The 23,828-nt window shown below is 41.2% G+C and carries 23 protein-coding genes; 12 read left to right on the forward strand and 11 right to left on the reverse strand.

What is annotated here, in order from left to right; genetic code table 11:
* The first annotated feature begins 47 nt into the window (after positions 1–47).
* From dapD to ACR63T_RS09375, 5 genes are all read left to right on the forward strand, one after another.
* Positions 48–869, forward strand: coding sequence for a 2,3,4,5-tetrahydropyridine-2,6-dicarboxylate N-succinyltransferase (gene dapD, locus ACR63T_RS09355; RefSeq protein ID WP_472783806.1), 822 nt, complete (start codon positions 48–50; stop codon positions 867–869).
* Positions 870–1,410: 541 nt separating this feature from the next.
* A complete protein-coding gene (locus ACR63T_RS09360) occupies positions 1,411–2,535 on the forward strand; it encodes a multidrug resistance efflux transporter family protein (protein ID WP_472783807.1) in 1,125 nt (374 codons plus the stop codon).
* A 77-nt stretch (positions 2,536–2,612) separates the two neighbouring features.
* Positions 2,613–3,248: a trimeric intracellular cation channel family protein gene (locus ACR63T_RS09365; RefSeq protein WP_201569701.1), complete on the forward strand. Its 636-nt coding sequence runs from the start codon at positions 2,613–2,615 to the stop codon at positions 3,246–3,248.
* Positions 3,249–3,290: 42 nt separating this feature from the next.
* Positions 3,291–4,118, forward strand: a complete 828-nt coding sequence (locus ACR63T_RS09370; protein ID WP_472783808.1) for a trimeric intracellular cation channel family protein — start codon at positions 3,291–3,293, stop codon at positions 4,116–4,118.
* A gap of 182 nt (positions 4,119–4,300) precedes the next feature.
* Complete coding sequence (locus ACR63T_RS09375) at positions 4,301–4,963, forward strand: trimeric intracellular cation channel family protein (RefSeq protein WP_201569702.1); 663 nt, start codon at positions 4,301–4,303, stop codon at positions 4,961–4,963.
* A gap of 66 nt (positions 4,964–5,029) precedes the next feature.
* On the opposite strand, the gene recJ is transcribed toward ACR63T_RS09375, so the two are convergent.
* Positions 5,030–6,877, reverse strand: a complete 1,848-nt coding sequence (gene recJ / locus ACR63T_RS09380; protein WP_472783809.1) for a single-stranded-DNA-specific exonuclease RecJ — start codon at positions 6,875–6,877, stop codon at positions 5,030–5,032.
* Positions 6,878–7,166: 289 nt separating this feature from the next.
* Between recJ and ACR63T_RS09385 the strand changes: the two genes are divergently transcribed.
* From ACR63T_RS09385 to ACR63T_RS09395, 3 genes are all read left to right on the forward strand, one after another.
* Positions 7,167–7,682 (forward strand): hypothetical protein, encoded by a 516-nt coding sequence (locus ACR63T_RS09385; protein WP_305898580.1) that lies wholly within the window; start codon positions 7,167–7,169, stop codon positions 7,680–7,682.
* A gap of 94 nt (positions 7,683–7,776) precedes the next feature.
* Positions 7,777–8,166 carry a DUF6122 family protein gene (locus tag ACR63T_RS09390; protein WP_472783810.1) on the forward strand — a complete coding sequence of 130 codons (390 nt, stop codon included), beginning with the start codon at positions 7,777–7,779 and terminating at the stop codon, positions 8,164–8,166.
* 208 nt (positions 8,167–8,374) lie between these two features.
* Complete coding sequence (locus ACR63T_RS09395; protein WP_472783811.1) at positions 8,375–8,764, forward strand: hypothetical protein; 390 nt, start codon at positions 8,375–8,377, stop codon at positions 8,762–8,764.
* Between the two features lie 113 nt (positions 8,765–8,877).
* Here ACR63T_RS09395 and ACR63T_RS09400 read toward each other — a convergent pair whose 3' ends face one another.
* Positions 8,878–9,258 (reverse strand): hypothetical protein, encoded by a 381-nt coding sequence (locus tag ACR63T_RS09400; RefSeq protein ID WP_472783812.1) that lies wholly within the window; start codon positions 9,256–9,258, stop codon positions 8,878–8,880.
* Positions 9,259–9,794: 536 nt separating this feature from the next.
* Between ACR63T_RS09400 and ACR63T_RS09405 the strand changes: the two genes are divergently transcribed.
* Positions 9,795–10,916 (forward strand): chymotrypsin family serine protease, encoded by a 1,122-nt coding sequence (locus tag ACR63T_RS09405; RefSeq protein WP_472783813.1) that lies wholly within the window; start codon positions 9,795–9,797, stop codon positions 10,914–10,916.
* Between the two features lie 24 nt (positions 10,917–10,940).
* Entirely contained in the window at positions 10,941–11,384 is a 444-nt protein-coding gene (locus ACR63T_RS09410) for a hypothetical protein (protein ID WP_472783814.1), read from the forward strand.
* A gap of 39 nt (positions 11,385–11,423) precedes the next feature.
* Here the strand turns inward: ACR63T_RS09410 and uvrB are convergent, their stop codons facing one another.
* Positions 11,424–13,535 carry an excinuclease ABC subunit UvrB gene (gene uvrB / locus ACR63T_RS09415; protein ID WP_472783815.1) on the reverse strand — a complete coding sequence of 704 codons (2,112 nt, stop codon included), beginning with the start codon at positions 13,533–13,535 and terminating at the stop codon, positions 11,424–11,426.
* Between the two features lie 201 nt (positions 13,536–13,736).
* Between uvrB and ACR63T_RS09420 the strand changes: the two genes are divergently transcribed.
* Positions 13,737–14,159, forward strand: coding sequence for a GFA family protein (locus ACR63T_RS09420; RefSeq protein WP_472783816.1), 423 nt, complete (start codon positions 13,737–13,739; stop codon positions 14,157–14,159).
* A gap of 222 nt (positions 14,160–14,381) precedes the next feature.
* A complete protein-coding gene (gene dps / locus ACR63T_RS09425; protein ID WP_472783817.1) occupies positions 14,382–14,864 on the forward strand; it encodes a DNA starvation/stationary phase protection protein Dps in 483 nt (160 codons plus the stop codon).
* Positions 14,865–14,998: 134 nt separating this feature from the next.
* On the opposite strand, the gene ACR63T_RS09430 is transcribed toward dps, so the two are convergent.
* The 8 genes from ACR63T_RS09430 to ACR63T_RS09465 form a co-directional block, all read right to left on the reverse strand.
* Positions 14,999–15,568 (reverse strand): DUF2059 domain-containing protein, encoded by a 570-nt coding sequence (locus ACR63T_RS09430; protein WP_472783818.1) that lies wholly within the window; start codon positions 15,566–15,568, stop codon positions 14,999–15,001.
* A gap of 95 nt (positions 15,569–15,663) precedes the next feature.
* On the reverse strand, positions 15,664–16,329 hold the full coding sequence (locus ACR63T_RS09435; RefSeq protein WP_472783819.1) for a DUF2059 domain-containing protein: 666 nt from the start codon (positions 16,327–16,329) through the stop codon (positions 15,664–15,666).
* A gap of 340 nt (positions 16,330–16,669) precedes the next feature.
* The gene (locus ACR63T_RS09440; protein WP_472783820.1) at positions 16,670–17,236 is read right to left on the reverse strand and encodes an acyl-CoA thioesterase; all 567 of its coding nucleotides are present in this window, start codon (positions 17,234–17,236) and stop codon (positions 16,670–16,672) included.
* 178 nt (positions 17,237–17,414) lie between these two features.
* The gene (locus ACR63T_RS09445) at positions 17,415–17,840 is read right to left on the reverse strand and encodes a DUF2177 family protein (protein ID WP_201569715.1); all 426 of its coding nucleotides are present in this window, start codon (positions 17,838–17,840) and stop codon (positions 17,415–17,417) included.
* Between the two features lie 173 nt (positions 17,841–18,013).
* Positions 18,014–19,492: a class I SAM-dependent methyltransferase gene (locus ACR63T_RS09450; protein ID WP_472783821.1), complete on the reverse strand. Its 1,479-nt coding sequence runs from the start codon at positions 19,490–19,492 to the stop codon at positions 18,014–18,016.
* Positions 19,493–19,835: 343 nt separating this feature from the next.
* Complete coding sequence (locus ACR63T_RS09455; protein ID WP_472783822.1) at positions 19,836–20,888, reverse strand: DUF1365 domain-containing protein; 1,053 nt, start codon at positions 20,886–20,888, stop codon at positions 19,836–19,838.
* Positions 20,889–21,041: 153 nt separating this feature from the next.
* A complete protein-coding gene (locus tag ACR63T_RS09460) occupies positions 21,042–22,784 on the reverse strand; it encodes an NAD(P)/FAD-dependent oxidoreductase (RefSeq protein ID WP_472783823.1) in 1,743 nt (580 codons plus the stop codon).
* Positions 22,785–22,955: 171 nt separating this feature from the next.
* A complete protein-coding gene (locus tag ACR63T_RS09465; protein ID WP_201569719.1) occupies positions 22,956–23,708 on the reverse strand; it encodes an SDR family NAD(P)-dependent oxidoreductase in 753 nt (250 codons plus the stop codon).
* Between the last annotated feature and the right edge of the window lie 120 nt (positions 23,709–23,828).

Here is a 23,828-nt window from a genome sequence, read left to right on the forward strand (position 1 = left end):
GCCTGCATTTAGTCAAAATTTTACTTAATAACTTTTCAAGGATTTTTATGTCATTACAACAGACCATCGAACAAGCTTTTGAAAACCGCAACGAGTATAGTCCAACTACCATGCCACAGGATGTACGTAGTGCTATCGAGCAAGTGCTTGAGCAGCTAGATAACGGTAGCTTGCGAGTCGCTGAAAAGAAAGATGGCGAATGGGTTGTCAATCAATGGGCCAAAAAAGCGGTTTTATTATCATTTCGCCTAAATGACAATTATGTTCAAGCCGCTGGTGACCACGTACAGTTCTATGACAAAGTACCGACTAAGTTTGCTGACTGGACTGAAGCACAGTTCAAAGAAGCTGGCGTGCGCGTCGTACCGCCAGCAGTCGCCCGCAAAGGCTCTTACATCGCAGCAGGCGCAGTACTAATGCCGTCTTATGTCAATATCGGTGCGTATGTCGATCAAGGCGCGATGGTAGATACTTGGGCGACGGTTGGCTCATGTGCGCAAATCGGTAAAAACGTCCATCTATCAGGCGGTGTCGGCATCGGTGGTGTATTAGAACCCTTACAAGCTAACCCTACTATTATTGAGGACAATTGCTTCATCGGCGCGCGCTCTGAGATCGTTGAAGGTGTGATCGTTGAAGAAGGCGCGGTCATCTCTATGGGCGTCTACATTGGTCAATCAACCAAAATTTACGACCGTGAGACGGGCGAGATTCATCGTGGTCGCGTGCCAGCAGGCTCAGTAGTAGTGCCTGGTAGCTTACCTTCAGAAGATGGCACACATAGTTTATATGCTGCTATCATCGTCAAAAAAGTCGATGCGCAAACTCGTGCAAAAACAGCGGTCAATGAGTTATTGCGTTTGGACTAGTTTGTATTAAAAGTTATTTATTGCTTATTAAAAGGTGCTTAGATTATTCTAAGTACCTTTTTTTTAGACGAGGACGCTGCTTTCATGTTATAAAGGCGAAATATCAGATTAAGAGCGCTAATCTGCAACAGTTTTACTTGGCTTAGAATAGGGTCTGTTGAACATTCACAAGAGGGCACTGCTGATAGCTAAAATGGTTCTAGTCTAAGTAAAAATTGCAGGTAATGCAGATGCCTTAGCTAGCTGATTTTAGTTAGACGGTTACAACGAATAGAGCGATTTTAGCATCAGCCCTGAGAACGGATCGAGCAAAGCACTGCTTTGCCCGTTCGCAAGACGAGAGCTGTGCTCGAGTGGGACAGGACTCTTTTTTGCCGCTTCATTGCTAAAAATAGACGCTTAGAATGACTAAACTTATAATTTTTATCTGCGAAGCGCCTAAAAAAATAGTCTCTGTCAGTGCCACGGTCGAATGATCAAACAGACCCTAAATAATTAAAAATCAAAAATACTTCAAAGCTACAAGCGCAAGGGTGCAGTAATGATCAAACTGATCTTATTAGGTTTATTAGCAGGAGCGCTGTTTAGTTCTACTTTTATCTTAAATGAAGCTATGAGCTCGGCTGGTGGTCATTGGTTTTGGTCAGCCAGTTTGCGTTACTTGTTTATGTGGTTGATGCTCACTGTCATTATTACGATGCAACACGGTTTTGGACGTATTAGAGCGCTAACCACTATCTTTTTTGCACACTGGAAGTTTTGGTGTATTACGGGCAGTATCGGTTTTGGTGTGTTCTATACGGGTATTTGCTACGCCGCTGATCATGTCGCAGGCTGGGTGGTTGCGGCAACTTTTATGTTCACTGTGGTTACCAGCTTGCTTGTGCTATTAGCCTTTGATCAACGCTTTGATAAAAAGTTTATTATCTATGCCTTCTTGGTATTCTTAGGCGTATTACTAGTTAACGTTAGTGAAGGTCTGCAAGCTGCTGAGGCCGTAGATATAGCTGCTACGGTATCGATGACAGATATGCTACTCTTTGGTGCCCTGCCTGCATTGCTGGCTGCTTTTTGCTACCCGATTGGCAATCAGCTGGTTTGGCAAGTGTCCTATAATACGCGTATGCAAAATGCCGAGCGCCGCAAAGCTCATGAAAACTCTGTTAATCAGAATGCTGATCATCAGGATTTTGGTGATGATCATTTGAGTAATTCAAGTATCACGCCTCGTAACAACGCTATTCACGCTGCTATACCAACTCAATCGCCATTACAAAAGCTGATTAGCCGTATTCCTGCTATCGACACTGACCTACTGCAAAACGCTTTTAATAAAGTGTGGCTGATGACCCTTGGTAGTTTGCCATTTTGGCTCATTTTAGGCATTATAGTGCATCCAAAACTGCCTGATAGCGCGCAACTATTTAATACCTTGCTGGTAGCATTATTAGCAGGGGTTGGTGCAACCAGTATATTTTTATACGCTCGCGAACGTGCTGTGACGTCGAGCGAAGTCGCTGGCGTAGACTCGACCCAAGCCAGTGAAGTGATATTTGCGCTGATCGGTGGGATGTTATTGCTGAACAATGCCTTACCATCAGCGATGGGACTGCTAGGTATTGCCCTGATTATCATAGGACTAATATTATTTGCTAAAGACGGCTGATTTGCATTAGCTCATTTAGATTGTTAACTATTGATTCAACACCCCTCATCTACGCAAAAAGCTACCAGAAAATCATTATGACCAATAATTTAATTTTTCCTGATATTTTGCTATATTTACTAGATATGATTGGTATTATTGCTTGTGCAGTTGCCGGCACCTTGCTGGCGCAGCATAAAGGTTTTGATATCGCAGGTTGCATCTTAGTGGCTATGGTCAACGCTATTGGTGGCGGCACACTACGCGATATGGCGCTGGATCGTCATCCGCTATTTTGGATGACCGATCTCAATTATGTGTTGGTGATCACCATTAGCTCACTTGTCGTACAAATATTCTTTCATCTTTCTCCTAAAATCGATAATATGCTCAATCTATTCGATGCGATTGGTCTGGCCGCTTTTAGCGTTATTGGCTTTAAGATTGCGCTCAATCAAGACTTATCGCCTGTTATTGCGATTATGATGGGTGTATGGACTGCTATTTTGGGTGGCCTCTTGCGCGATATTATCTGTAATGAGTTACCACTACTGTTGCAACGTGAGATCTATATCTCTGCTAGTATCGCAGGATCAGTGACCTACCTATTATTAGCGCATTACGGTATCAACTCCAGCTTGAACGAATTTATTATGCTTGGCGTCATCTTTGCGGTGCGGATACTTGCACTGCGCTTTGATTGGCATCTTCCCTCCATCCGCTTGGTCAACTGACATTAGCTTAATTGTCCTTGTGGGTTTCCTATGTGAACGCTTATGATCAGTATTATCAGTGTCAATCTTTATGCCTGGCTCAACGCTTGCTGCATCACTTTATTTGGTAAATCTTTTGATATATTATCTGCCCCAATCAGCACCACTTTAACCTCTGCTTCCGCTACTATTGCTCCAGCTGTCGATAAACTTGCTGAAATCCCGCTCGCTCTTACTCCTGAGTTTGTGACTCGCTTTGAGCCCACCTCATTTATGTTTTGGCTTGAGATGTTTGGTATTTTTGCCTGTAGCGTCTCGGGAACTATCTTAGCTAAATTCAAAAACTTCGATGTATTCGGCTGTATATTAGTGGCGATGATTGCCGCTATTAGTGGCCCTACCGCGCGTGATATTATTCTCGATCGCTATCCCCTATTTTGGATGGTGAATATGAATTACCTGTTGATTATCACTATTACTTCGGTGGGCTTTCAGATGTTTTGTAATCCAAAAGCGCGTCACGTCGATGGTTTACTGAAGCTGTTTGACGGATTAGCGCTAGCGATCTTTACCTTAATTGGTATTCAGGTGGCGCAAGAGATGGGCGCGAATATTCCTGTTTGTATTTTGCTTGGGGTACTCAATATTTTGTTTGGTACTGTGATTCGCGATATGCTCTGTAATGAGATTCCGCTGGTATTGCAGCGTGAGATTTATGTCACCGCAGCTATTATCGGCGGTATCGTTTATTTTATTATGGAAGGTATGGGCATCACCTCTTGGGTTACGGAGTCAACAACCATGCTAACCATCTTTGTGATACGTATGCTGGCAGTGCGTTATGATTGGCACTTTCCAGATATTGGCTTGATAAAAAAGCATAATTTATAGCCTTTAGAACGTGCCTAATGTTGTTTAAAAAATGTCGATCAAAAAAAGGGCGCTTTGATGATTCAAAACGCCCTAGTCATTATTCTAATACATCGTTAGCAGTGTGTAGACATAGATTGTCTAAGCATTATCATGCAGTGGTATAGCGTTCAATAATAACAAAATCTCAGAGAGACTGCTCTATGCCGACTATCGCATTAGACCCTATATTGATTACCACCTTTGATCCGCGCTCCTTATTATATTTATTCGATATGATAGGTATTGTGGCTTGTAGTGTTTCAGGTACCATACTAGCTAAGCATAAAAACTTTGATGTTTTTGGTTGTCTGCTAGTGTCTATTGTAACCGCTATTGGCGGTGGTACTGTGCGCGATGTCATCTTAGATCGGCATCCTCTGTTTTGGATGGTGGATATGAGTTACTTGCTGGTTATCACTATAGCCTCTTTGATAACACAAATATTCTTTCATGCTAATCTAAAACGCGTCGATACGTTTCTCAAGCTCACTGATACGATAGGTCTCTCTGCTTTTACTTTGATAGGTATTAAAGTTGCCGATAGTATGGGTGCTACCGTTCCAGTAGCGCTGCTGCTTGGTGTAATTACCATCATTGTAGGGGGTATCATTCGCGATATGATTTGCAATGAGATTCCGCTAGTGCTGCAACAAGAGATTTATATCAGTGCCGCATTAGCTGGCGGTATTTTATATTTTGCCTTATATAACTTAGGCGTGACTGAATGGGTAACAGATATCTCTACTATGGCGACTATTTTTATCATAAGGATGCTAGCCATTCGTTATGATTGGCAATTTCCAAAGATTTCATGGAAGTATTAAAAAAGCGCCACTTCTTTAAGAGGTGACGCTTTTTATAACATATTCTACTTAAGCTTATCAGCAGGGTTAGTCAGCAATAACCGCTAAATCCTTCACCATCAGCTGTAAGTTTTGTTTTCCATTCCACTCATTGATATCCAGCTCAAATAATATATGTACTTGCTCGGCTCGATAATCCCAAGCTTTGCTATCGTAATTGAAATAGATAGCATCGATAGGATATTGCACATCAGGATAGTGCAGCGATAATTTCAGATGCTTGTCTTTGAGTACTTTAAAGCTGAGCACTTCGAACACCCCGTCAAATATCGGCGGCGCAAAGCCATGACCCCAAACACTAGCATCCGCTAGACCATCGGCAAACCCTAAGCTAAAGTCCTGCGCTTGCAGTGGCCCATCGGTATATTTTTGCTCAGCAAATACCTCATTATCAAGGGTGCTCATGACCTCATTAAAGGCGCTAACAAAGCCCTCAAAGTTGCTACGCTTTAAGGTCAAGCCTGCTGCCATCGCATGACCGCCAAAGTGACTGATTAAATTCGGATGCTGCTCAGCAACTTGCTCAATAGCATCACGAATATGCACGCCTGCGATAGAACGCGCTGACCCTTTGATCGCATCGTTAGCGCCAGTACGCTCGACATTAGCAGGTGCAAAAACGATACTCGGTCGATAGTGCGACTCTTTTAAACGACCAGCGACAATACCAATAACGCCTTGATGCCAGTTGTCTTGATACAGCACAATACTACGCTTATCACTTGCGCTAGTATCGGGTACCTCTTGGTCAGCTTGTTCAACAATAATGCTATCAAAGTTACCGTTTAACAAATCATCTTGCTCATCATTAGACTGACTATGAACCCTACTATCAGCAGCTAAAGCGTCAATGATACTATCCGCTTGACTACGCATCTCACCTTCAACCTTACGTCGATTACGATTGAGTAGCTCCAGCTCGTGCGCGAGACGCTGAGCGGTGCCCCAATCATCGGTAAGCAGGCATTCAATACCGACGCGCATATTATCCATGCGCCCTGCGGCATTAATACGTGGCCCTAATACAAAACCAAAATCTTGCGCATGCAATTGCTTGGGATCACGTCCTGCTTGCTCTAGTAGCGCTAATATTCCTATACAGCAACGCCCTTGACGAATAGCAGCAAGCCCATGATGCACCAATATGCGGTTATTTTTATCGAGTACGCCTACATCCGCAATCGTACCCAGCGCGACTAAGTCCAAATAACGGCTGACTTGTACCGTAGACTTGTCCGCTTCGCGCCGTAGTTTTGCCAGCCGTCCAAGCACATAAAAAGCCACGCCTACCCCAACCAATGCTTTGCTACTAAAGGTACAATCAAGCTGATTCGGGTTTACCACAGCTTCAGCAGGGGGTACAGGTTTAGTCGTTAGATGATGATCGGTGATAATAACGGTGATGCCATCCGCTTGCGCCCGTGCGACACCCTCGGTACTTGAGATACCGTTGTCTACCGTGACAATCATTTGTGGCTGATAAATCTCAATACCCAGCTCAACAATCTCAGGAGTAAGACCATAGCCGTACTTAAAGCGATCAGGCACTAAGTAATCGACCGTTGCGCCCATAGCGGTCAAGGCACGCATCATCAACGCGGTACTGGTCGCCCCATCACAATCGAAGTCGCCTACGATTAAGATCCGCTGACCCTCATCGATAGCGACATCTAATAAGGCTACTGCGGTCTCAACACCATACAGCATCTCGGCCGACAGTAGACCTGATAGGCTTGTTTCTAACTCATCAGGTTGCAAGATACCACGCCCAGCATACAGGCGAGCAAGGGTAAATGAGTGAGTAGCAAGGGGTTGTAGCGCGGTGGGCAGCTCGTCGATGCGAGTGCCTGTATATCTAGAGGTTAAATTTAGCATGAAGCTATTCTACTGACTTTGGCAATGCGCCACAATACTAATTTATAGCGACTGTGTTCATTGAATCCTGTTGTAACACGTTTCAAAACAGCAGTCGGTAAAAGACAGCCAGCGATTAATAGCACTTATAAAAACCATAGTTTACAAAAACGGTGCATAGATAGCCAAATCTCCTATATCTTGATACAAAGCTATGATTGCATGATGCCCATAAATCCCTAGAATGAATAATAGTCAATGACCCTATTAAAATAACGTCATTATTAAATCACTTATAAAGGAAAAATTAATGAAGACTACTCCAGCTGCTGAAAAACTACCGAACACTATAGATCCAAGTCTAGATCTTGAACAAGTCAAAAAAGAATGTATCGCTCTAGTCAAAAAACGTGCTAAATACTCTGCTGGTGTTGCCGTTGTACCAGTGCCCTTCTTTGATGTTGCGGTTGATGCAGGCATGTTGACCCAATTACTTCCTGATATTAGTGAGCGCTTCGGATTACTCAAAGATCGTCAAGGCGCTGTAGATTTAGGATCGCGTGAAGTGCATTGGAAAGAGCTAAAAAATCGTACCGTTGATTTTGCAGGCTTAATGGCGACTCGCGGTATCGTTAAAAAGACCGTACAAGGCTTTGGTGGTCGTATCGCTGCCAAGCAAGTAACGAAATTTATTCCACTTGGTGGTCAGCTAGTCGCAGCGACTATGGGTTATATGATCTTTAAAAAGATTGCCACCGATCATGTTGAGGAGTGCTATAAATTAGCCAAAGAGATTCAACAAAGAGATCATGGCAAAAATGTATAAAATTTAGCAATGACTTTAGATAAAAAACCAGCTAGGACTACTTGTCTTAGCTGGTTTTATTTTGGTTACAGCAGAACCTTAAATTGAAAATATTATGACTCAGACACTTATGCATTACTTTTTGCATTTCGGCATGCCTTTGATTATTGCCTATGTGTTTTTCCGTAGTGATTATAAACGTGTGTACCTGATACTGTTAGCGACTATGTTAGTAGATTTGGATCACTTGCTAGCCACTCCTATATTCTCGCCCAATCGCTGTAGCATTAACTTTCATCCATTGCACACCTATTATGCGATGCTAGTCTATGTAGGCTTACTAATCTCCAAAAAACCTTATCATATAATAGGTTTGGGACTACTATTGCATATGCTAACTGATCTAAATGACTGTGTAATAACTTATCTTAGCTACCCACAATATTTGATTGACGCGCCTGCTAAAGAGTTAGTAGTCTGGCTGGCTGAGCTGTTTAGATATTAATAAATTAGCATTATTCCTTCTGCTTCATAGTCTGGGATATGCATTAGTGAGTTGATATAATCTAAATACCTATGCCACCATACATTAGACAATTTATACCCATAAAATGTATCATAAGCGCAAATTTTGCTAGTACATTAAAATGTTTAGTGTTATAAGCTTTAGAGTCAATATCCGATTTCACTGATCCAATTAACAGGAAAGAATTATGAAAAAATTATTAGTTTCAACCGCTATGCTTGCCACACTTACTCTAACGGGCTGCGCCACTTCTGGAGGAGCCAATACTAACGCAGGTACAGCTATCGGTACGGCTAACGAGATCGGCATGAATGTCTTTAAAGCGGCTATTGATAACCAGTGCCGCAGTCAGATCGAACAGCAAACGGCATGGCGCGTCGCTAGCGTCGCTATGACCGAGACGCAGCAAGAAGCGGTCAAAAGTAATGTCTGTGGCTGTGTAAGCGAACAAGCTCCTCAGCAAGTCACAATCGTTGAACTTGGCAACGCAGCAATAGATTCAAACTATCGCACGCAGCTCGTCGCCAAAGTAGTAGCAAAGTCGCTACAGACTTGCTATGCAAGTTTTACTAAATAGCTATTAAAATAAAAAGTTAAATAGCAAATAAAAATCCCAGTATGCTATTTAAATAACGTACTGGGGTTTTTTATATAAAAGTAGCATTACATCAGAAATAATTATTAAAAAATTTAGTATTTATCTGCATCTGTAATGACGTTATTGCTACCTAGAGCTGCGGCCATCGGTAATGTTTTATTGATACGGAAGTATTTGGAATGACTATTAATAATGTCATTCACGCTATCGACGATGTCTTCAATAACGTCATCATAAATACCGTGATGTAGCTCAGTATCAAAAGCGGTAAAAGGGTGCTTGCGAGCAGCAGCTCTGACGTCTGTGATGCCTGACTTAGTATAAAAAATATTGACACTGCCATCACTGTTTAGTACACAGCTTAGCTCGCCATCATCGACTTGCATATCTATACGTTCAGGCTTAAAGATATAGTCATCGACGTCCAGTAATTGTTTTTCTACGCCCTTTTTAAATAACGATGCGACATCCATTATAATTATATCCTTGTGGTTTAAACTTCGTAAATTTGATGAGCTAAAATCGCTCTAATTGACTTTATTTATCGTATAAGAAAGTTTAATAGCTTTTAAGATGAAATGTGTAAATGTGCGTTTATGGTTGGTAAGGGATAAATTTTATCTAAGCTAGTAAACCCTTAAAAATAGCTCATTTAAAATTCGACTAAGCATCTCTATATGGACACTTTTGAACTTAAAAATCTCAGTAAAAGTTCCTTATTATTTTAAACTTATAATCTATCTTAAATTTCATGTAATCATTTAATTTGAACAAATGGTAAGAAAATAATTTAGTTTTAGAACATTATTCGTGTATTATTAGATTTAGAATCAAATAACCAAATGAGTGGAAGGAAAATATATATAAATACTCTATCTTGTTACTTCTCGCATTTTCTACTTTTTCATTCAATGTTAATGCAAATGATGCTTTTATTGAGAAGGCTGCTGTTGAATACTCTAAAAGCTATAATGTTACGATACAGGAGGCAACTTACAGATTAAAAATCATGGCCGCTCAAGAAGAAATTATCGGCCTGATAAAAGAAAAGTTTGGAGATGACATTGCAGGAATATATTTCGATAACGAGGGTAATGAATTCAAACTTGTAGTTCGCACCTCTAAGAAAGGACGATTAGAAAAAGATATTCTAGCCTTGTCTAATCAACTTTCAGCAAAATATAAGCTACCTATAGATGTCGTTGCTAATTCTCCTAGAAACTTCAAATCAATTGAAAACATTTTGCAGAATCAAAGTTCAAGATTAATGAGGAGTATCGAAGGTATACAAGGTTTAGGTTATAACCCAAGAAAAGATATAATATCTATTTATGTGTATGAACCTGATGAATCAAAAAAGCAGTCCTGGTTGAACAACCAGCAATTAAGTAAATTATCAGGAATGGAAACAGAGATAGTATTCGATGATGGTCCTGTCAAAACAACAAGTCTTATTGGTGGGGGATTCTTAGAGACATCACCAGTTAGCTCTTCTTATCCGAACAAGCCTATGTGTACAGCTGGCTTTCCAGCTACAAAGAATGGTGTAGCTGGCGTCATCGCAGCTGCCCATTGTGGAACGCTTAATAAGGAACTTGGCACAAAATCACGTTATGTTGGTCGAAATAATGAGATATACCAGCTAACCTTGACAGGATACGATAAAAATCCTGATTCTGGTAAATATCATGATCTTGCATTTTTTGAGACAAATGATAAAACAGTAAAAGCATTGCCATACTATTATCCAGATATCAGTAGCTATACAGAAGAAGCTTATCCCTATAGAAGCGCCCAAGTTGGCACATATTTATGTCATTACGGTCGGACAACGGGGACTTCTTGTGGCAATGTAATAGATGTTGCCTATGCGAATGTTAATAATTCGGCATCTGGTGGCGCCAATAAAGGATGCGCATCATCTTTACCTTGTGGCAGTACTTTTGTTAGGATTGAAAGTAAGGGACTGAATTGTCTAGTAGGAGATAGTGGGGGACCAGTTTATGGCTCTGTGCCATATGGAATAGCAAGTGCATGCGTACTAAGCAATAGCGGCAATGCTGCTCTAATGTACTCACCTCTAAGGTTTGTTCATTATACGGGTGCTCAATTATTAACTACTCCATATTAAGATTTAGTAAAAGGATATTGATCAATGACTAAAACAATATACGTTGTACTGGTGTTATTTGCTTCAACATTATTGACTACAGGCTGCCAAACCACAAGTGTACCTAGTGCTTATAGCGAAGCTGAACTAGGAGCTGGTTTATTTTTTAGCTATCCTCCTCAAGATCCTCAAACACCTATAACAGCTTCTGCAACATCTGCAACATTATTGTATCAAGATGGCTGTCTACTGGCTTATAATGGTACTTATATAATGAACCCGATATTTGAACATGGCACTACAACCTTCGATTTAAATAATCATGAGTTAACTATAGATGGTAAAGTCTTTCAAATTGGAGATATAATAGAGGGCGGTGGCACTGTAGGAAAAATATTAAAGTCTGATGAAGCTTCTTTTTTCGTCACCAAACCCTTAAATAGATGCATACAAGAAAACATCATCTATTTTTTCAGTGTAGATGAATAAACACAGGTTTAGGCACAAGGTGCGCCCCGATTAAAACCCCTAAAGCAGATGCGCTTTCAACTCAAGCACTTTATCACGAGTCTTCGCCGCATCCTCAAACTTCAGATCACGAGAGAATTGCTTCATTAGCTTCTCAAGGCGATTGATCTCTTTTGCCAATAGATCAGGACTACGCAAGATACTGATATCGACGTTAGGCAGATTACTCTTAACGGGAATCGCTTGATTATCATTAGCATCCAGATCTTCACCCGTATCTATCTTATCCGTGACGTTTCGACGTGCACCTCTTGGAGTAATATTATGCTCAATATTGAACTCAATTTGCTTTTCACGGCGGCGATCGGTCTCCTCTATCGCGCGCTGCATACTGTTAGTAATACGATCCGCATAGAGTATGGCTTTACCATTTAAGTGACGCGCGGCACGACCGATAGTCTGAATCAAAGCACGTTCTGAGCGCAGAAAGCCCTCTTTATCGGCATCAAATATCGCCACTAGCGACACCTCAGGCATATCCAACCCTTCACGCAAGAGGTTAATGCCGACCAGCACATCATGCACGCCTGTACGCAATTCATGGATAATTTGCATGCGCTCAACGGTATCAATATCCGAATGTAAGTACGCAACCTTGACATCGTACTCTTTAAGATAGCTGGTCAAATCCTCTGACATACGCTTGGTCAAAGTGGTAATCAATACTCGCTCATCTTTGGCACTGCGCTTAGTAATCTCGGATAACACATCATCGACCTGCGTTAGAACTGGACGGATTTCAATCTCAGGGTCAATCAGACCCGTAGGACGTACGAGCTGCTCGACCACTTGCTCGCTGTGCTCCAGCTCATAAGCAGCAGGGGTCGCACTGACAAAGATAGTCGTCGGCTTAATACGTTCCCACTCTTCGAACTTCATCGGGCGATTGTCCATCGCACTTGGCAAACGAAAACCGTAATTAACTAAGTTTTCTTTACGGGATCTATCGCCTTTATACATCGCGCCCACTTGCGATACCGTCACGTGCGACTCATCGAGGAACAGCAAAGCATCATCTGGAATATAATCAAACAACGTTGGTGGCGCTTCCCCTGCTGGACGACCCGATAAATGCTGTGAGTAGTTTTCGATGCCGTTACAGTAGCCAAGCTGTTGAATCATCTCTAAATCATATTGCGTACGTTCTTTAAGGCGTTGCGCTTCAATCAGTTTATTATTCTCACGGAAATACTCTAAGCGCGGCTCCAGCTCTGCGCGAATCGTTTTGCTCGCAGCATCTAGCTTATTGCGCGGGGTCACATAATGCGACTTGGGATAAATCGTAATGCGCGGCACACCGCGAACCGTCTTGCCCGTTAAGGGATCAAACCAAGAAATCTTCTCGACTTCATTGTCAAATAAATGTACGCGCACCGCTAGCTGCTCAGACTCTGCAGGATAGATATCCAATATCTCACCGCGCAAACGATAAGTACCACGGCCAAAGTCCAGCTCGTTACGGGTATATTGCATCTCAACCAAACGCTTAATCATCGCGGTACGGTCAACCATATCACCCACTACGATATGCAGCAGCATTTTTAGATAGCTCTCAGGATCGCCTAGACCATAAATACAAGATACTGAGGCGACGATAATCGCATCGCGACGCTCAAGCAGCGCACGCGTAGCTGATAGACGCATCTGATCGATATGATCGTTAATTGCGCTGTCTTTTTCAATAAACGTATCACTGGCAGCCACATAAGCTTCAGGCTGATAGTAGTCGTAATAACTGACAAAATACTCAACCGCGTTATTCGGAAAGAATGCTTTAAATTCACCATAAAGCTGCGCGGCTAACGTTTTATTATGCGCCATAATAATAGTTGGACGCTGACATTCAGAGATAACCTTTGCCATGGTAAAAGTCTTACCAGAGCCGGTAACTCCCAATAAAAGCTGCTCTTTCATTCCAGCATCAATACCCTTTACGAGCTTTTCTATAGCCTGCGGCTGATCGCCTGCAGGCTCAAAGTCAGTCACCATCTCAAAAGCGCGACTCGATATTTGCGTACCTGACGCATTAACACCAACGATTTCAGCTTCGCCTTGCAGCTGAGTGGCCAACTGATTTAACTGACGCGATGAACGCGGTTCGGGCATACGCATAAGCAGTTTCTTCCTGACGTTTTTAATAGGATAAATATAGTGAAGCTTTTATCATTGAAGCTTATAACAATATGGGGTTAATGGGCGATTTTTAAAGGTCAATATCATCACCAAACGCTTGCAAAAACATGCAATAAATCTACAAAAACTTAGGTATAGTCCAAAGCAAGTAGTTAATAATAATCATTGAAGGAGTGCATTATGAAAGGTCATTGTCTGTGCGGTAATGTGACGATTGAACTAGAAGATATTAATACTTTTGAAGCTTGTCATTGCGGTATGTGCAGGCGTTGGGGCAGCGGTCCATTAATGGCTATACATAGTCATAGCAAACCTGATATTGCAGGTGAGGCGTCTATGACCATTTACCCTTCATCAGACTGGGCAGAGCGCGCGTTTTGTCATACTTGTGGCACTAACCTTTATTATCATCAGCTTGGCTCTGAGACTTACGTGCTCTCATTAGGCCTATTCCAAGATCAACCTAATTTAAAATTTGAGAGTCAGATATTTATTGATAAAAAGCCAAAGTATTATGAGTTTGCTAATGACACCGAGAATTTAACCCAGCAGCAGCTATTCGATAAATTTGAAGAGAAGGGAATTACTACACCCTCAAAGTAAAATCTATAAGCAAGGCTTAGTCAATATGCCCTATCTATTTACAAAGCTTTTCACGATTAACAAAGCTATTACATGACCACCTAATAAAGCCTAATAGTCTAGGGTTCAATCATCAATTCAAACTGCTATTATAAGTACTGAAATTAAGCAAAACCCAGATCAAAATAAGTTAAATCACATAAATATTTTAAATTTAAATTCTAATAAACAATGGAGTAAAATATGAGAGAACGTTACGCAAGTGGAATAGATGATGCTACTGCAACCAAAATGGTAGATCTATTGAACGCTAATCTAGCCAACTTAATCGACTTAAGCATGGATAGCAAACAGTGCCATTGGAACCTACAAGGTACAGGCTTTATTGGTGTGCATCAGTTATTAGACGATACTTATGACCGCTTAAACGAGTCATTTGACACTGTTGCTGAACGTATCGTCATTCTTGGTGGTAAGGCAAATGGTATCTCAAAGCGCGTTGTTGAAGATTCTATTTTAGAGACTTATCCAACTGATATTACTGAAGTTGAGCAGCATGTTCGTGAGCTGACCAATCGTTATAAAATAGTAGCAAAAACCTTACGTGAAGGTATAGATGTCGCTGGTGATGCTGGTGATGAAGACACTGCTGACTTATTAACAGAAGTTAGTCGCGTAGTAGACAAAGACGCTTGGTTTATCGGTGCTAATGCGCCAAAGAAATAAGCTGATTTCAGAAATAATAACTTAGAATAAAAAATAAAAAGTCACCTTAATGGGTGACTTTTTTTATATATGCTATTTCTTACTCTACTTGTTGAGTTCAAATAGTTGATTAAAACCTCTTGATCATTATAGTATTATTTTTCACTCATTATATCTTCAATATCTGTTTGCATACGCGGTATGATGCTCTGCATTTTTTCTATACTCGCTTGCATCATAACAGGCATAACTTGCGAAGTAATTTTCTTCATGTAGTCTGCCATCATAGCTGGCTGTTTATTAATAATACTCTGACCTATTTCACTGCTATAAAAAGTGACTTGCGCATCAACTTCTTGCTGATTAAAGTGCTGTTTTGCAGACTCTATATAAAGGTCGATAATTTGCTGGTTATAGCTTTGCACATTCATGCTACTAGATATCTCTTTACTATATTTGCTTATAATGGCATCGTACTGTTGCTGCTCGTTTTTATTTAGCTCTTTGTTTGGTAATGCCGCTAGCATACCTTGCATGACTTGTTCAGTCATCGCGCTACTGCTAGTCATATCATTCATCATCTCAAGCGTTTTTGTTACTTTGATGAGTTGCATTAATGAGCTATCAGTCGGTACAGCAGCTTGTGCAGATAAGGTTGGCACCGCTATCATTGCGCTTATACTCAAAGACATAGCAAACATAGTGTTTTTCAGTAGAGATTTCATATTTTCGCCTAACTTATAGTTCCAAAAGGTTTATTAATTGCTAATTTTTATCCATAAACTTTAAATACAAAAAATAAAAAAATCACTCCTGTATCTTATAATATATCTTTAATGATTTGCTTCATTCGTGGTATCAACTCATTCAACTGCTCTTTAGTCCCTTTCAAATCCATATCTTTAGGTAGCGACTGCTGCAAAAACGCAGCAGTGACTTGCGGCTGCTTATCCAAAATACTTTGCCCTATCGGTGTATCATAAAATGCAATCTGTGCATCGACCTCTGCCTGAGTATAGTACGTTTTTGCCACGCTAATGTAAGCCTGAGTCATTGTCTCAACGTCAGTTGCCTCATCAATGTCCCCTGTAATTATTTCTCCATACTGTCCTAAAATTTGTTGGATTTTGGTCTGTAGCTCACGTTGACGCTTATTTAACTTATCACCTGCGCTCTGCTTGTTAGCATTATTGGTTTGAGCAGTAATCACGTCAATAGCGGCTTGCTGACCGTTGATAATAGCGGTTATTTGCTCATCGATATGCAGCACTTGCATCAGCTTGATGATAGATGTCTCTGATGGCAATTGACTGTTAATAAATTGCGTATGATAAACTTGACTTTGTGAGCTAGTATTTTGCAATGCGCTACTAAAACTCTGATTTGGCTCGCTAATGACTAATTCAGCATGAGCTTGAGTTAGAGCTAGCGTCATTGCAGTCGATATGACAGCGACTGATAATGTAGTTTTAAAATGAAAATTCATATCCTACTCGCATTATTATAAGGTTGATATCTTAGCTAATTAAATAAAATCATCGATCAATGCTTTAAAACTATAATTTTGACATTATCAAAGCCATGTTTTTTCTTATTATCAGAACTAGCATTATCAGGATTTTTATCGAGCTTGACTCTACGAGCGCTATAGGCTGATGTGGTAGGTTTAGCATGCGAGTGCGGATTGGCGACGGATGGCTTTAGAGTCGTACTTGACTCAATAATAATAGGCAAAAATAACTTAGCCTAAAATAATGCATTCAAAATACCAGTAACATTTCAGTTAAACAATAATTATCGAGTGAGCTTTTGCAAGCATAAACGACTTAGATGCTATCTTTGTCAGTATTTTTTTCGTGGTCATTGACCAATTCACCAACCATAGTCGATATCTCGCAGCTAGTACGAGCTGAGCCTTCCATATGCATCTTTTTACGATCTAGAGCAGCATCAAAACGGCATTGCTGCATAGGGTTCTTTATTTCAAGTGGTGGAATAGGTGTTGGCTTGCCATTATCGTCGATTGCGACCATCGTCAAATAACAGCTATTGGTATGGCGAATAGTACGCGCGCGTACATCTTCTGACTCAACACGAATACCCACCTCCATCGAGGTTCTGCCGACATAATTGACACTAGCGGCAAAGGTCACCAGCTCACCCACATAGATAGGCTCGCGGAACATGACTTGATCGACTGATAATGTGACAACATAACTACCGCTATAACGACTAGCGCAAGCATATGCGACCTGATCGAGCATTTTGAGTAAATCACCACCATGAACATTACCAATGAAGTTAGCCATATCAGGCGTCATTAGTACTGACATATAGAGTTCATGATTGAGTGGCGCTTTTTTGGCACTGGTTGAAGTGTTAGCTTGTGACATAATGTTCCTTACCTGTTTTAGCTATATTTTGACTATGCTTAGCCAAATTATAGCTCTAGACCTAGAGTAGCTTGTTTTGAGTATTATTTATACAGTAGGACGCCATATTGCGCAAATGAAACTGCCATAAAAAACGGCTTAACCTAAGTTAAACCGCTCTTATTTATAGCTAAAACACTTAAGCTGAAGTAGGCTTCTGCAACCAGCGGAAACGGTATGCTAACCAAGCCGTGCCAGCACTAACTGTACCTGTTAAGATGCCACCCCAAGCAAAGTCTACCAAAGCAGTATCAAGGGTAAAGCCTTTATATAACGCCAAATTAGTAAAGTCGTAAGTACCATAGGCCATTAGGCCTAGTAAACCGCCCAATAGAAAAATATGCCCGATTGAAGCCTGTGCTTTTATCTGTGGATAGAGAACGATAATACATAGCGCTAAGATATAAAACATATAGAACACGGCAGCCGCCATCATATTAGGTTCATCCGCTAAAAGATGACCTATACGCTCTTCATAAAAAGCCCCTTTCATCGTCGACAGCCAGACGAAGTCGACGCCTAAAAACATAGCAACGGCAACAAGATAAACAAACGTATAGCCCATAACAATATCCTTTTATAATGACTAAACACGGGTTCCAACTATCTCTGTGCCTAGACTGTCTTATTAATGTTTTAACTGTACTTCAATATGATGAATTTATGCTTAGTAATCGTTATGACTTTAGGTAACTCGATTGTAAAGCTATTTAGCCATTGACTATAAGCATTTTATCCTTAGCCAAATGCAGCAGCACTGTTAGGCACACTACGCTTGTTAATGGCATTATCAATAGGCTTATCTGATATATCAGCAGCTGGTAAATCTGAAAAATGTAAGGTGTCTATATTATCTGGCTTAACTGCTGTGACCTGAACTACACCGATAGTACGCTCCAAAAACCCACCTTCACAATAGCAAAAGTAAAACTCCCATAGGCGGATAAAGGCATCATCATAGCCAAGCGCTTGAATCTCTATACGCTGCGCCATAAAGGCCTCGCGCCAATCGCGTAAGGTATAAGCATAATCAAAGCCATAATCATGCAATTGCTTGATGACCATATCGGTCTGCTCAGTGAACTGAGTATTCAGCTCTTGGTTAGATAGCAGGCAACCACCAGGGAAAATGTGGGTCTGAATAAAGTCAACAGAGCCTAGATATTCTTGATAATTTTGATCATTAAAGGTAATAGCTTGTAGTACCATTAGTCCTGTAGGCTTCAGCAGATCATTACATTTGGCAAAGAACGTCGGCAGATACTCATGACCGACCGCCTCAATCATCTCAATGCTCACCAGCTTGTCATAGTGTCCCGTCAGCTCACGATAATCTTGCTTGAGTAAAGTGATTTTATCTTCTAGCCCTGCAGCATTAACCCGTCGCTGTGCCTCTTGATACTGAGCATCTGAGATAGTAGTCGTAGTTACTTGACAGCCGTAATGCTGAGCGGCATAAATCGCAAAACCGCCCCAGCCTGTACCTATTTCGATCACATGATCGTCCGCTGTCAGTTGCAGGCGCTGACATATTAGCCCCAACTTATGCTGCTGGGCATCCCTAAGCGCAGTCTCTGGCGTTAAATAGACGGCAGATGAATACATCATAGTGGCGTCTAAAAACCGCTCGTACATCGCATTGCCCAAATCGTAATGCGCCAAGATATTAGATTTTGCATTGGTCTGATCATTATTGCGCAGTTGATGCTTGGCCTTCTCGAACGCTTTGCTAACCCCTGCAAAACGGTTCTCAAGTTTATTAAGCACGGCAAGGTTACGCGCGGCCAAACGGATAAGACCCGTCAAATCATCCGTATCCCATTCGCCATTGATATAGCTATCAGCAAGGGCAATTGAGCCACCAAACAACAGTTGACGATAGACACTGATATCATGAATAGTTAAGGTGACTTGCAGCGAATGTCGACCTACTGCTGAGCTGCTCTTATTATAGCTATCAACAGGATTTCCACTATCGATGCCAGCTTGATTGCCAAAGGTCTGTGTATTAGGCATCGCTTCATCGAAATCTTCGATTAGTGTTAAGCGGCCAAATTGCAGATGCTTTAATGCTTGAAATATCGCTTTTCGAGCCAAGTGATTAATACTAAGGCTGACAGGGGCTAACACAGCACTATTATTGATAGTTTTACTCAAGCGAGCATTCAATTTTGCAAGTTTCGAGCTGGGCTTACGATCGGTTGGGCGTGCTGGCATATAGATATGATCCTGTCTAAGTCTGGATAGGCATGAAAGTACAGTTTATAAACCTATTGTAGGTTAAAGACGACATCAAACAACTGCTATAAAATAAAGTAATCAATAAAATTATAATAGATAAAAATAAGTGGCAATTTCTCTAAATTATTAAAATATGGCTTATTTTTATGAGTTTGAATGTAACATTCAAGCTCATAAAAATGAGTCAAAAGCATACCTGATAACTGTTTAATTTTTATTATTAGAAATGTAAAGACTGTAAGTATAGCTAACAAATAAAGCTTTTATCTTACTGATGTCTTTCTATACCTTAATCTGTCTTACCTTATTCACTACCTGTTCACTGATTAGTGTTCTGTTTACTATCCGCCAGCTTTTCATCATAACCCACATAAGGTACTTTTTTGATAGCGTAGAGCTTAAAAGCATGCCAATAAATACGCGTTAATGAGGTTAGGTTCATGAGCGGGTTTGCTCTTAAGCTTTGACGTATCGTGTTGGCAGTCATCGGCACACCCGTCATCTTGATGCCAGTCTTCAGCACTTCACCGCGCGCATCACTAATATCGATAGCAATGCGTACATTCAAGCAATCTTGCAGTAAACTATCTTGCTGCCGATTCACCTTAACCTGCCAGCGATATAACTGATCGATAGGATTGAAAGGTGACACATGAAAGTTTTTATCGTGACAAAACTCGCTATCTGCACCATCTAATAAAAAACCATAATAATGGCGCTTATCCCAAGGTGTATTCGACACCTCAGCCAGTAGATGACTGGGATTCTGCTCGCTATCAAAGCCTAAATAAAAGTTTACGGGGCTAAAATACATCCCTGCGTTACGACAAACCAGCATCCCTATTATATCGCCTGTTGGTGCACTGTCTGTTTGCGCGATAAACACCTCATTTAAGCGCCCTAGTAATTGCTCGTTGGCTAACTGTAATGAGCCAGCTTTAGACTTATTACTACTGCTACCTTTGTCACCATTCTCCTTATACTTACTATCGTCTTTGTCAGGGGCTTGCAAATAGTCACTAGCGCAAAACTGTTGCACAGCCTTATGCTGCGCTGAGAATAAAGGCAGCTTTCGTAATAACTGATGGTTCAACATACGGCTATTTAATACTTTGGACTTTAAAGAGCTATTATTCTTAGTTGGCTTTTCTATTGATAAAGCGACCTCTGGCAATGCTTGTCCAGCAGCTAGAGCCGTAATATTGACACCCCAATAACGATACGGATAAGCAAACTTGTGCACGCTAGGCAACAGACGACTGTGCCACGTCGTCCCGTGAAACAGCTGATGTGGTAAAGCTTCTAAACTATTTAGTGATGAGTTATTAGGTGACTGGTCAAGCAAGGCGACATCAGATGAATCAGCAGGCATAAAGGTCTCTTATAACTATTTATAAAAACTAAATTAGGCGTAAAGTGCATTTTATGCACCGACGATTAGTGATAGCGGCATTATCGGTGCGATGGAGTACACCCTACAAAATCTATTTTAAAGATTAATGAGAACTTCAAAGTAGTAGCCGTTCTATTGTGCAGACTTCCTTAAGCTAAATCTTGATAACAGCCCTTGCTTTTTTTGCGCAATATATTTATCGGCAGTAGGCTGTAAAACTTTCACATAGTCATTTAGCTCTTGATTGGTGCTAGCCGTTATAACTTGGCGCTTATCGAGTTTACGATTGGATCTGTCCGCTTTTACGGGTAGATCACGATAGCGAAATGGCGTATGAGCACTATCAGCATCAGGCAGATGGCTGACGTCTACTTCATCTTCGATAGTGACTGTGCTTCCTAGTGCCTGACAAACCCGCAGCCCGCTACGCACACCGTCTTCATGAAAGCCATTAAACCAATACGCGCCACAAAAATGGGTGTGCAAGCTACTGCCTGATATTTGTGACCATTGCTTTTGCGCAGCGATCATTGGCTTATCAAAGACAGGATGACTATAATCAATACGCTTAATCACTTGAGCCTCATCAATATCAGTATTTAAGGTAACCAAATAATTATGCTGTTTGGTCAAACGCTGTAAGATATTCATATGATAAGTGAGCACGGGTTTTGCAATTTTATCTTTGTCTGTTTGCTCTTGCCCTGTGTTGTCTTTATTTGCTTGCTCGTCTATCAAGTAGTTCCAACTGGCCCATGCTAATGACTTCTTAGGCAATATGCTGGTATCAGTATGCAATATTGCCGTATTAGGCGTAAAACGGAAATGGCTCAATACTTCTGACTCTGTACTGCTGGCATCTTTTAACAAGCGTAGCGCAGTATCCGCATGACAAGCAAAGATAACCTCATCGAATTCTAATTGCTGCGCTTCGCTATCAGTACTTATATTGACAACTACTTTATCGTTTTGACGGATAACCGACTGTACAGGTGTATTAATCCGTACTGTGCCACCCGCTTTGATAAAGCGTGGGATCAACTTATTGACGTACTGTTTAGAGCCGCCTTTTATAGTAAACCACTGCGGACGGTTGACCACATCCAAAAGACCGTGATTATCAAAGAACTGGGCGAAGAATACTAACGGAAAGTCCTGCACCTCCTCCAAGCTCGTTGACCAAATAGCCGAGACCATAGGCAACAGGTAGTTATCGGTAAATAGCTTACCGTAGCGCTTACTATCTAAATAACCGCCTAGCGTCTGCTCTGTATACTGGCTGATGTCCTGCCCTGCTGCACGCGCTGCATCAAAGTCTTTACGCAGTTGTTGTATGTGCTTATTGAACTGCAAGATATCTTTTAAAAAGCGCCAGAATTTAGGATTCATTACATTTTTACGCTGCGATAACAGAGTATTAATCGTATGACCATTATATTCAAAATTTCGCGCGGTGTTCTTTACCGAAAAACTCATATCCGTTGCTTGAAACGGTACTTGTAGCTCATGTAGCAGACGAAAGAAGTTAGGATAAGTGCGCTCATTAAAGACAATAAAACCCGTGTCGATGGCGCTATTCTCTACAAACTTAGCTTTTGACTTTTTGCCCTGTTGCAAGGTGACATCGATCGTATTGACATGACCACCGATATAATCGTTAGCCTCAAATATCGTCACCTCATGCAGCTTAGCGAGATAATGCGCGCAAGTTAGTCCTGACACCCCTGAACCAACGATAGCAACACGTTTGCGAGCTACCGTATCACTGGTACGATGCGAATTGGCATCAGCGCTAGCCGTCGCTATATTATCAGGCTGGTTTGAATCATTGGACTTAGCAGATTTAGCTGCTGATTTACGACGGATAAATGCCATTAAAGCTTTCCTTTATTATTCTAAGAATGATTTTGTAATTTAGAATTGCGATTTTAAACTTATACCATTTTCAAAAAGCAACGTAACAGTAACGCGGCAAACTTGTGCAAGTACTACATTTAGTAGACTTAGCAAGTTCAAGAAGGTTAATCGTACTTTTTGAGTTTGATGTTATTTTTTATTCAGCTTTTGGCTCACCTGCTGCCAGACCATATCAGGCAGCGTGCCTAACGTTTTTAGCGGCAGGGTAAGCTTTTTGGGAAATTCAATGACTTCGTCACCATTTTCAATCCCATGACGTATAGCACGACTGGCCTGTTCAGGGGTCTGCAAAAACGGCATTGGGAAATCATTTTGCTTAGTCATCGGCGTCTCAACGAACCCTGGCACCACTAAGCTGACCGCGACATCATGCGGTGCTAAACTGATCTGCAAGGTCTTCATTAGATAATGAATCGCCGCCTTTGAGCTACCATAAGCCTCAGCACGCGCAAACGGCACATAGGCTGAGGCCGAACCGATACCGACTAGGCGACCTTTTGAGGCAATCAGCTTCGGTAATACGCCTTCAATGGCATGTGATAATGTACCCATATTTATTGACATAACCTTCATAAATACTTCGCTATCGAAGTTTGGCATATCCAAATACTCACAAGCACCCGCACCGCATATCGCCAAATCAATATGCTCAATCTTGGCAAAAGCCTCAATCACTTTGTCACGATCCATCAGGTCCAAATCAATCGGCGTCGCACCTAACGCTTTTAGCTCTTTTAACGCTTCATCGTCACGACCAACCGCATAAACATGATGATCTGCTGATAAATAATCTTGGGCGAGCTGCTTACCAATGCCCGAGGTCGCGCCAGTGATGACAATGTGCAGCTTTTTATTGAAATCAGCTTTATTTGAATTAGTCATACTAAATATCCTTAAATTATAATTTAAAGTTTGTTTTGATATAATTTATCATAACCAACTATTCTCATTTTAAGGTGACGATATTGTACTAACTTCGCAAGCGAATCGTAGCTATACTGT

It is taken from the genome of Psychrobacter sp. M17(2026), from assembly GCF_055699815.1.

Bases quoted from the DNA above. Each gene is read 5' to 3' on its own strand.
- ACR63T_RS09460 (WP_472783823.1), bottom strand. From the start codon at position 22,784: ATGGCATTTATCCGTCGTAAATCAGCAGCTAAATCTGCTAAGTCCAAT.
- ACR63T_RS09385 (WP_305898580.1), top strand. From the start codon at position 7,167: ATGAAGACTACTCCAGCTGCTGAAAAACTACCGAACACTATAGATCCA.
- ACR63T_RS09445 (WP_201569715.1), bottom strand. From the start codon at position 17,840: ATGGGCTATACGTTTGTTTATCTTGTTGCCGTTGCTATGTTTTTAGGC.
- ACR63T_RS09455 (WP_472783822.1), bottom strand. From the start codon at position 20,888: ATGCCTGCTGATTCATCTGATGTCGCCTTGCTTGACCAGTCACCTAAT.
- ACR63T_RS09390 (WP_472783810.1), top strand. From the start codon at position 7,777: ATGACTCAGACACTTATGCATTACTTTTTGCATTTCGGCATGCCTTTG.
- ACR63T_RS09370 (WP_472783808.1), top strand. From the start codon at position 3,291: ATGATCAGTATTATCAGTGTCAATCTTTATGCCTGGCTCAACGCTTGC.
- ACR63T_RS09405 (WP_472783813.1), top strand. From the start codon at position 9,795: ATGGCCGCTCAAGAAGAAATTATCGGCCTGATAAAAGAAAAGTTTGGA.
- ACR63T_RS09395 (WP_472783811.1), top strand. From the start codon at position 8,375: ATGAAAAAATTATTAGTTTCAACCGCTATGCTTGCCACACTTACTCTA.
- ACR63T_RS09430 (WP_472783818.1), bottom strand. From the start codon at position 15,568: ATGAAATCTCTACTGAAAAACACTATGTTTGCTATGTCTTTGAGTATA.
- ACR63T_RS09360 (WP_472783807.1), top strand. From the start codon at position 1,411: ATGATCAAACTGATCTTATTAGGTTTATTAGCAGGAGCGCTGTTTAGT.
- ACR63T_RS09465 (WP_201569719.1), bottom strand. From the start codon at position 23,708: ATGACTAATTCAAATAAAGCTGATTTCAATAAAAAGCTGCACATTGTC.
- ACR63T_RS09410 (WP_472783814.1), top strand. From the start codon at position 10,941: ATGACTAAAACAATATACGTTGTACTGGTGTTATTTGCTTCAACATTA.
- uvrB (WP_472783815.1), bottom strand. From the start codon at position 13,535: ATGCGTATGCCCGAACCGCGTTCATCGCGTCAGTTAAATCAGTTGGCC.
- ACR63T_RS09365 (WP_201569701.1), top strand. From the start codon at position 2,613: ATGACCAATAATTTAATTTTTCCTGATATTTTGCTATATTTACTAGAT.
- recJ (WP_472783809.1), bottom strand. From the start codon at position 6,877: ATGCTAAATTTAACCTCTAGATATACAGGCACTCGCATCGACGAGCTG.
- ACR63T_RS09435 (WP_472783819.1), bottom strand. From the start codon at position 16,329: ATGAATTTTCATTTTAAAACTACATTATCAGTCGCTGTCATATCGACT.
- dps (WP_472783817.1), top strand. From the start codon at position 14,382: ATGAGAGAACGTTACGCAAGTGGAATAGATGATGCTACTGCAACCAAA.
- ACR63T_RS09400 (WP_472783812.1), bottom strand. From the start codon at position 9,258: ATGGATGTCGCATCGTTATTTAAAAAGGGCGTAGAAAAACAATTACTG.
- dapD (WP_472783806.1), top strand. From the start codon at position 48: ATGTCATTACAACAGACCATCGAACAAGCTTTTGAAAACCGCAACGAG.
- ACR63T_RS09450 (WP_472783821.1), bottom strand. From the start codon at position 19,492: ATGCCAGCACGCCCAACCGATCGTAAGCCCAGCTCGAAACTTGCAAAA.
- ACR63T_RS09420 (WP_472783816.1), top strand. From the start codon at position 13,737: ATGAAAGGTCATTGTCTGTGCGGTAATGTGACGATTGAACTAGAAGAT.
- ACR63T_RS09440 (WP_472783820.1), bottom strand. From the start codon at position 17,236: ATGTCACAAGCTAACACTTCAACCAGTGCCAAAAAAGCGCCACTCAAT.
- ACR63T_RS09375 (WP_201569702.1), top strand. From the start codon at position 4,301: ATGCCGACTATCGCATTAGACCCTATATTGATTACCACCTTTGATCCG.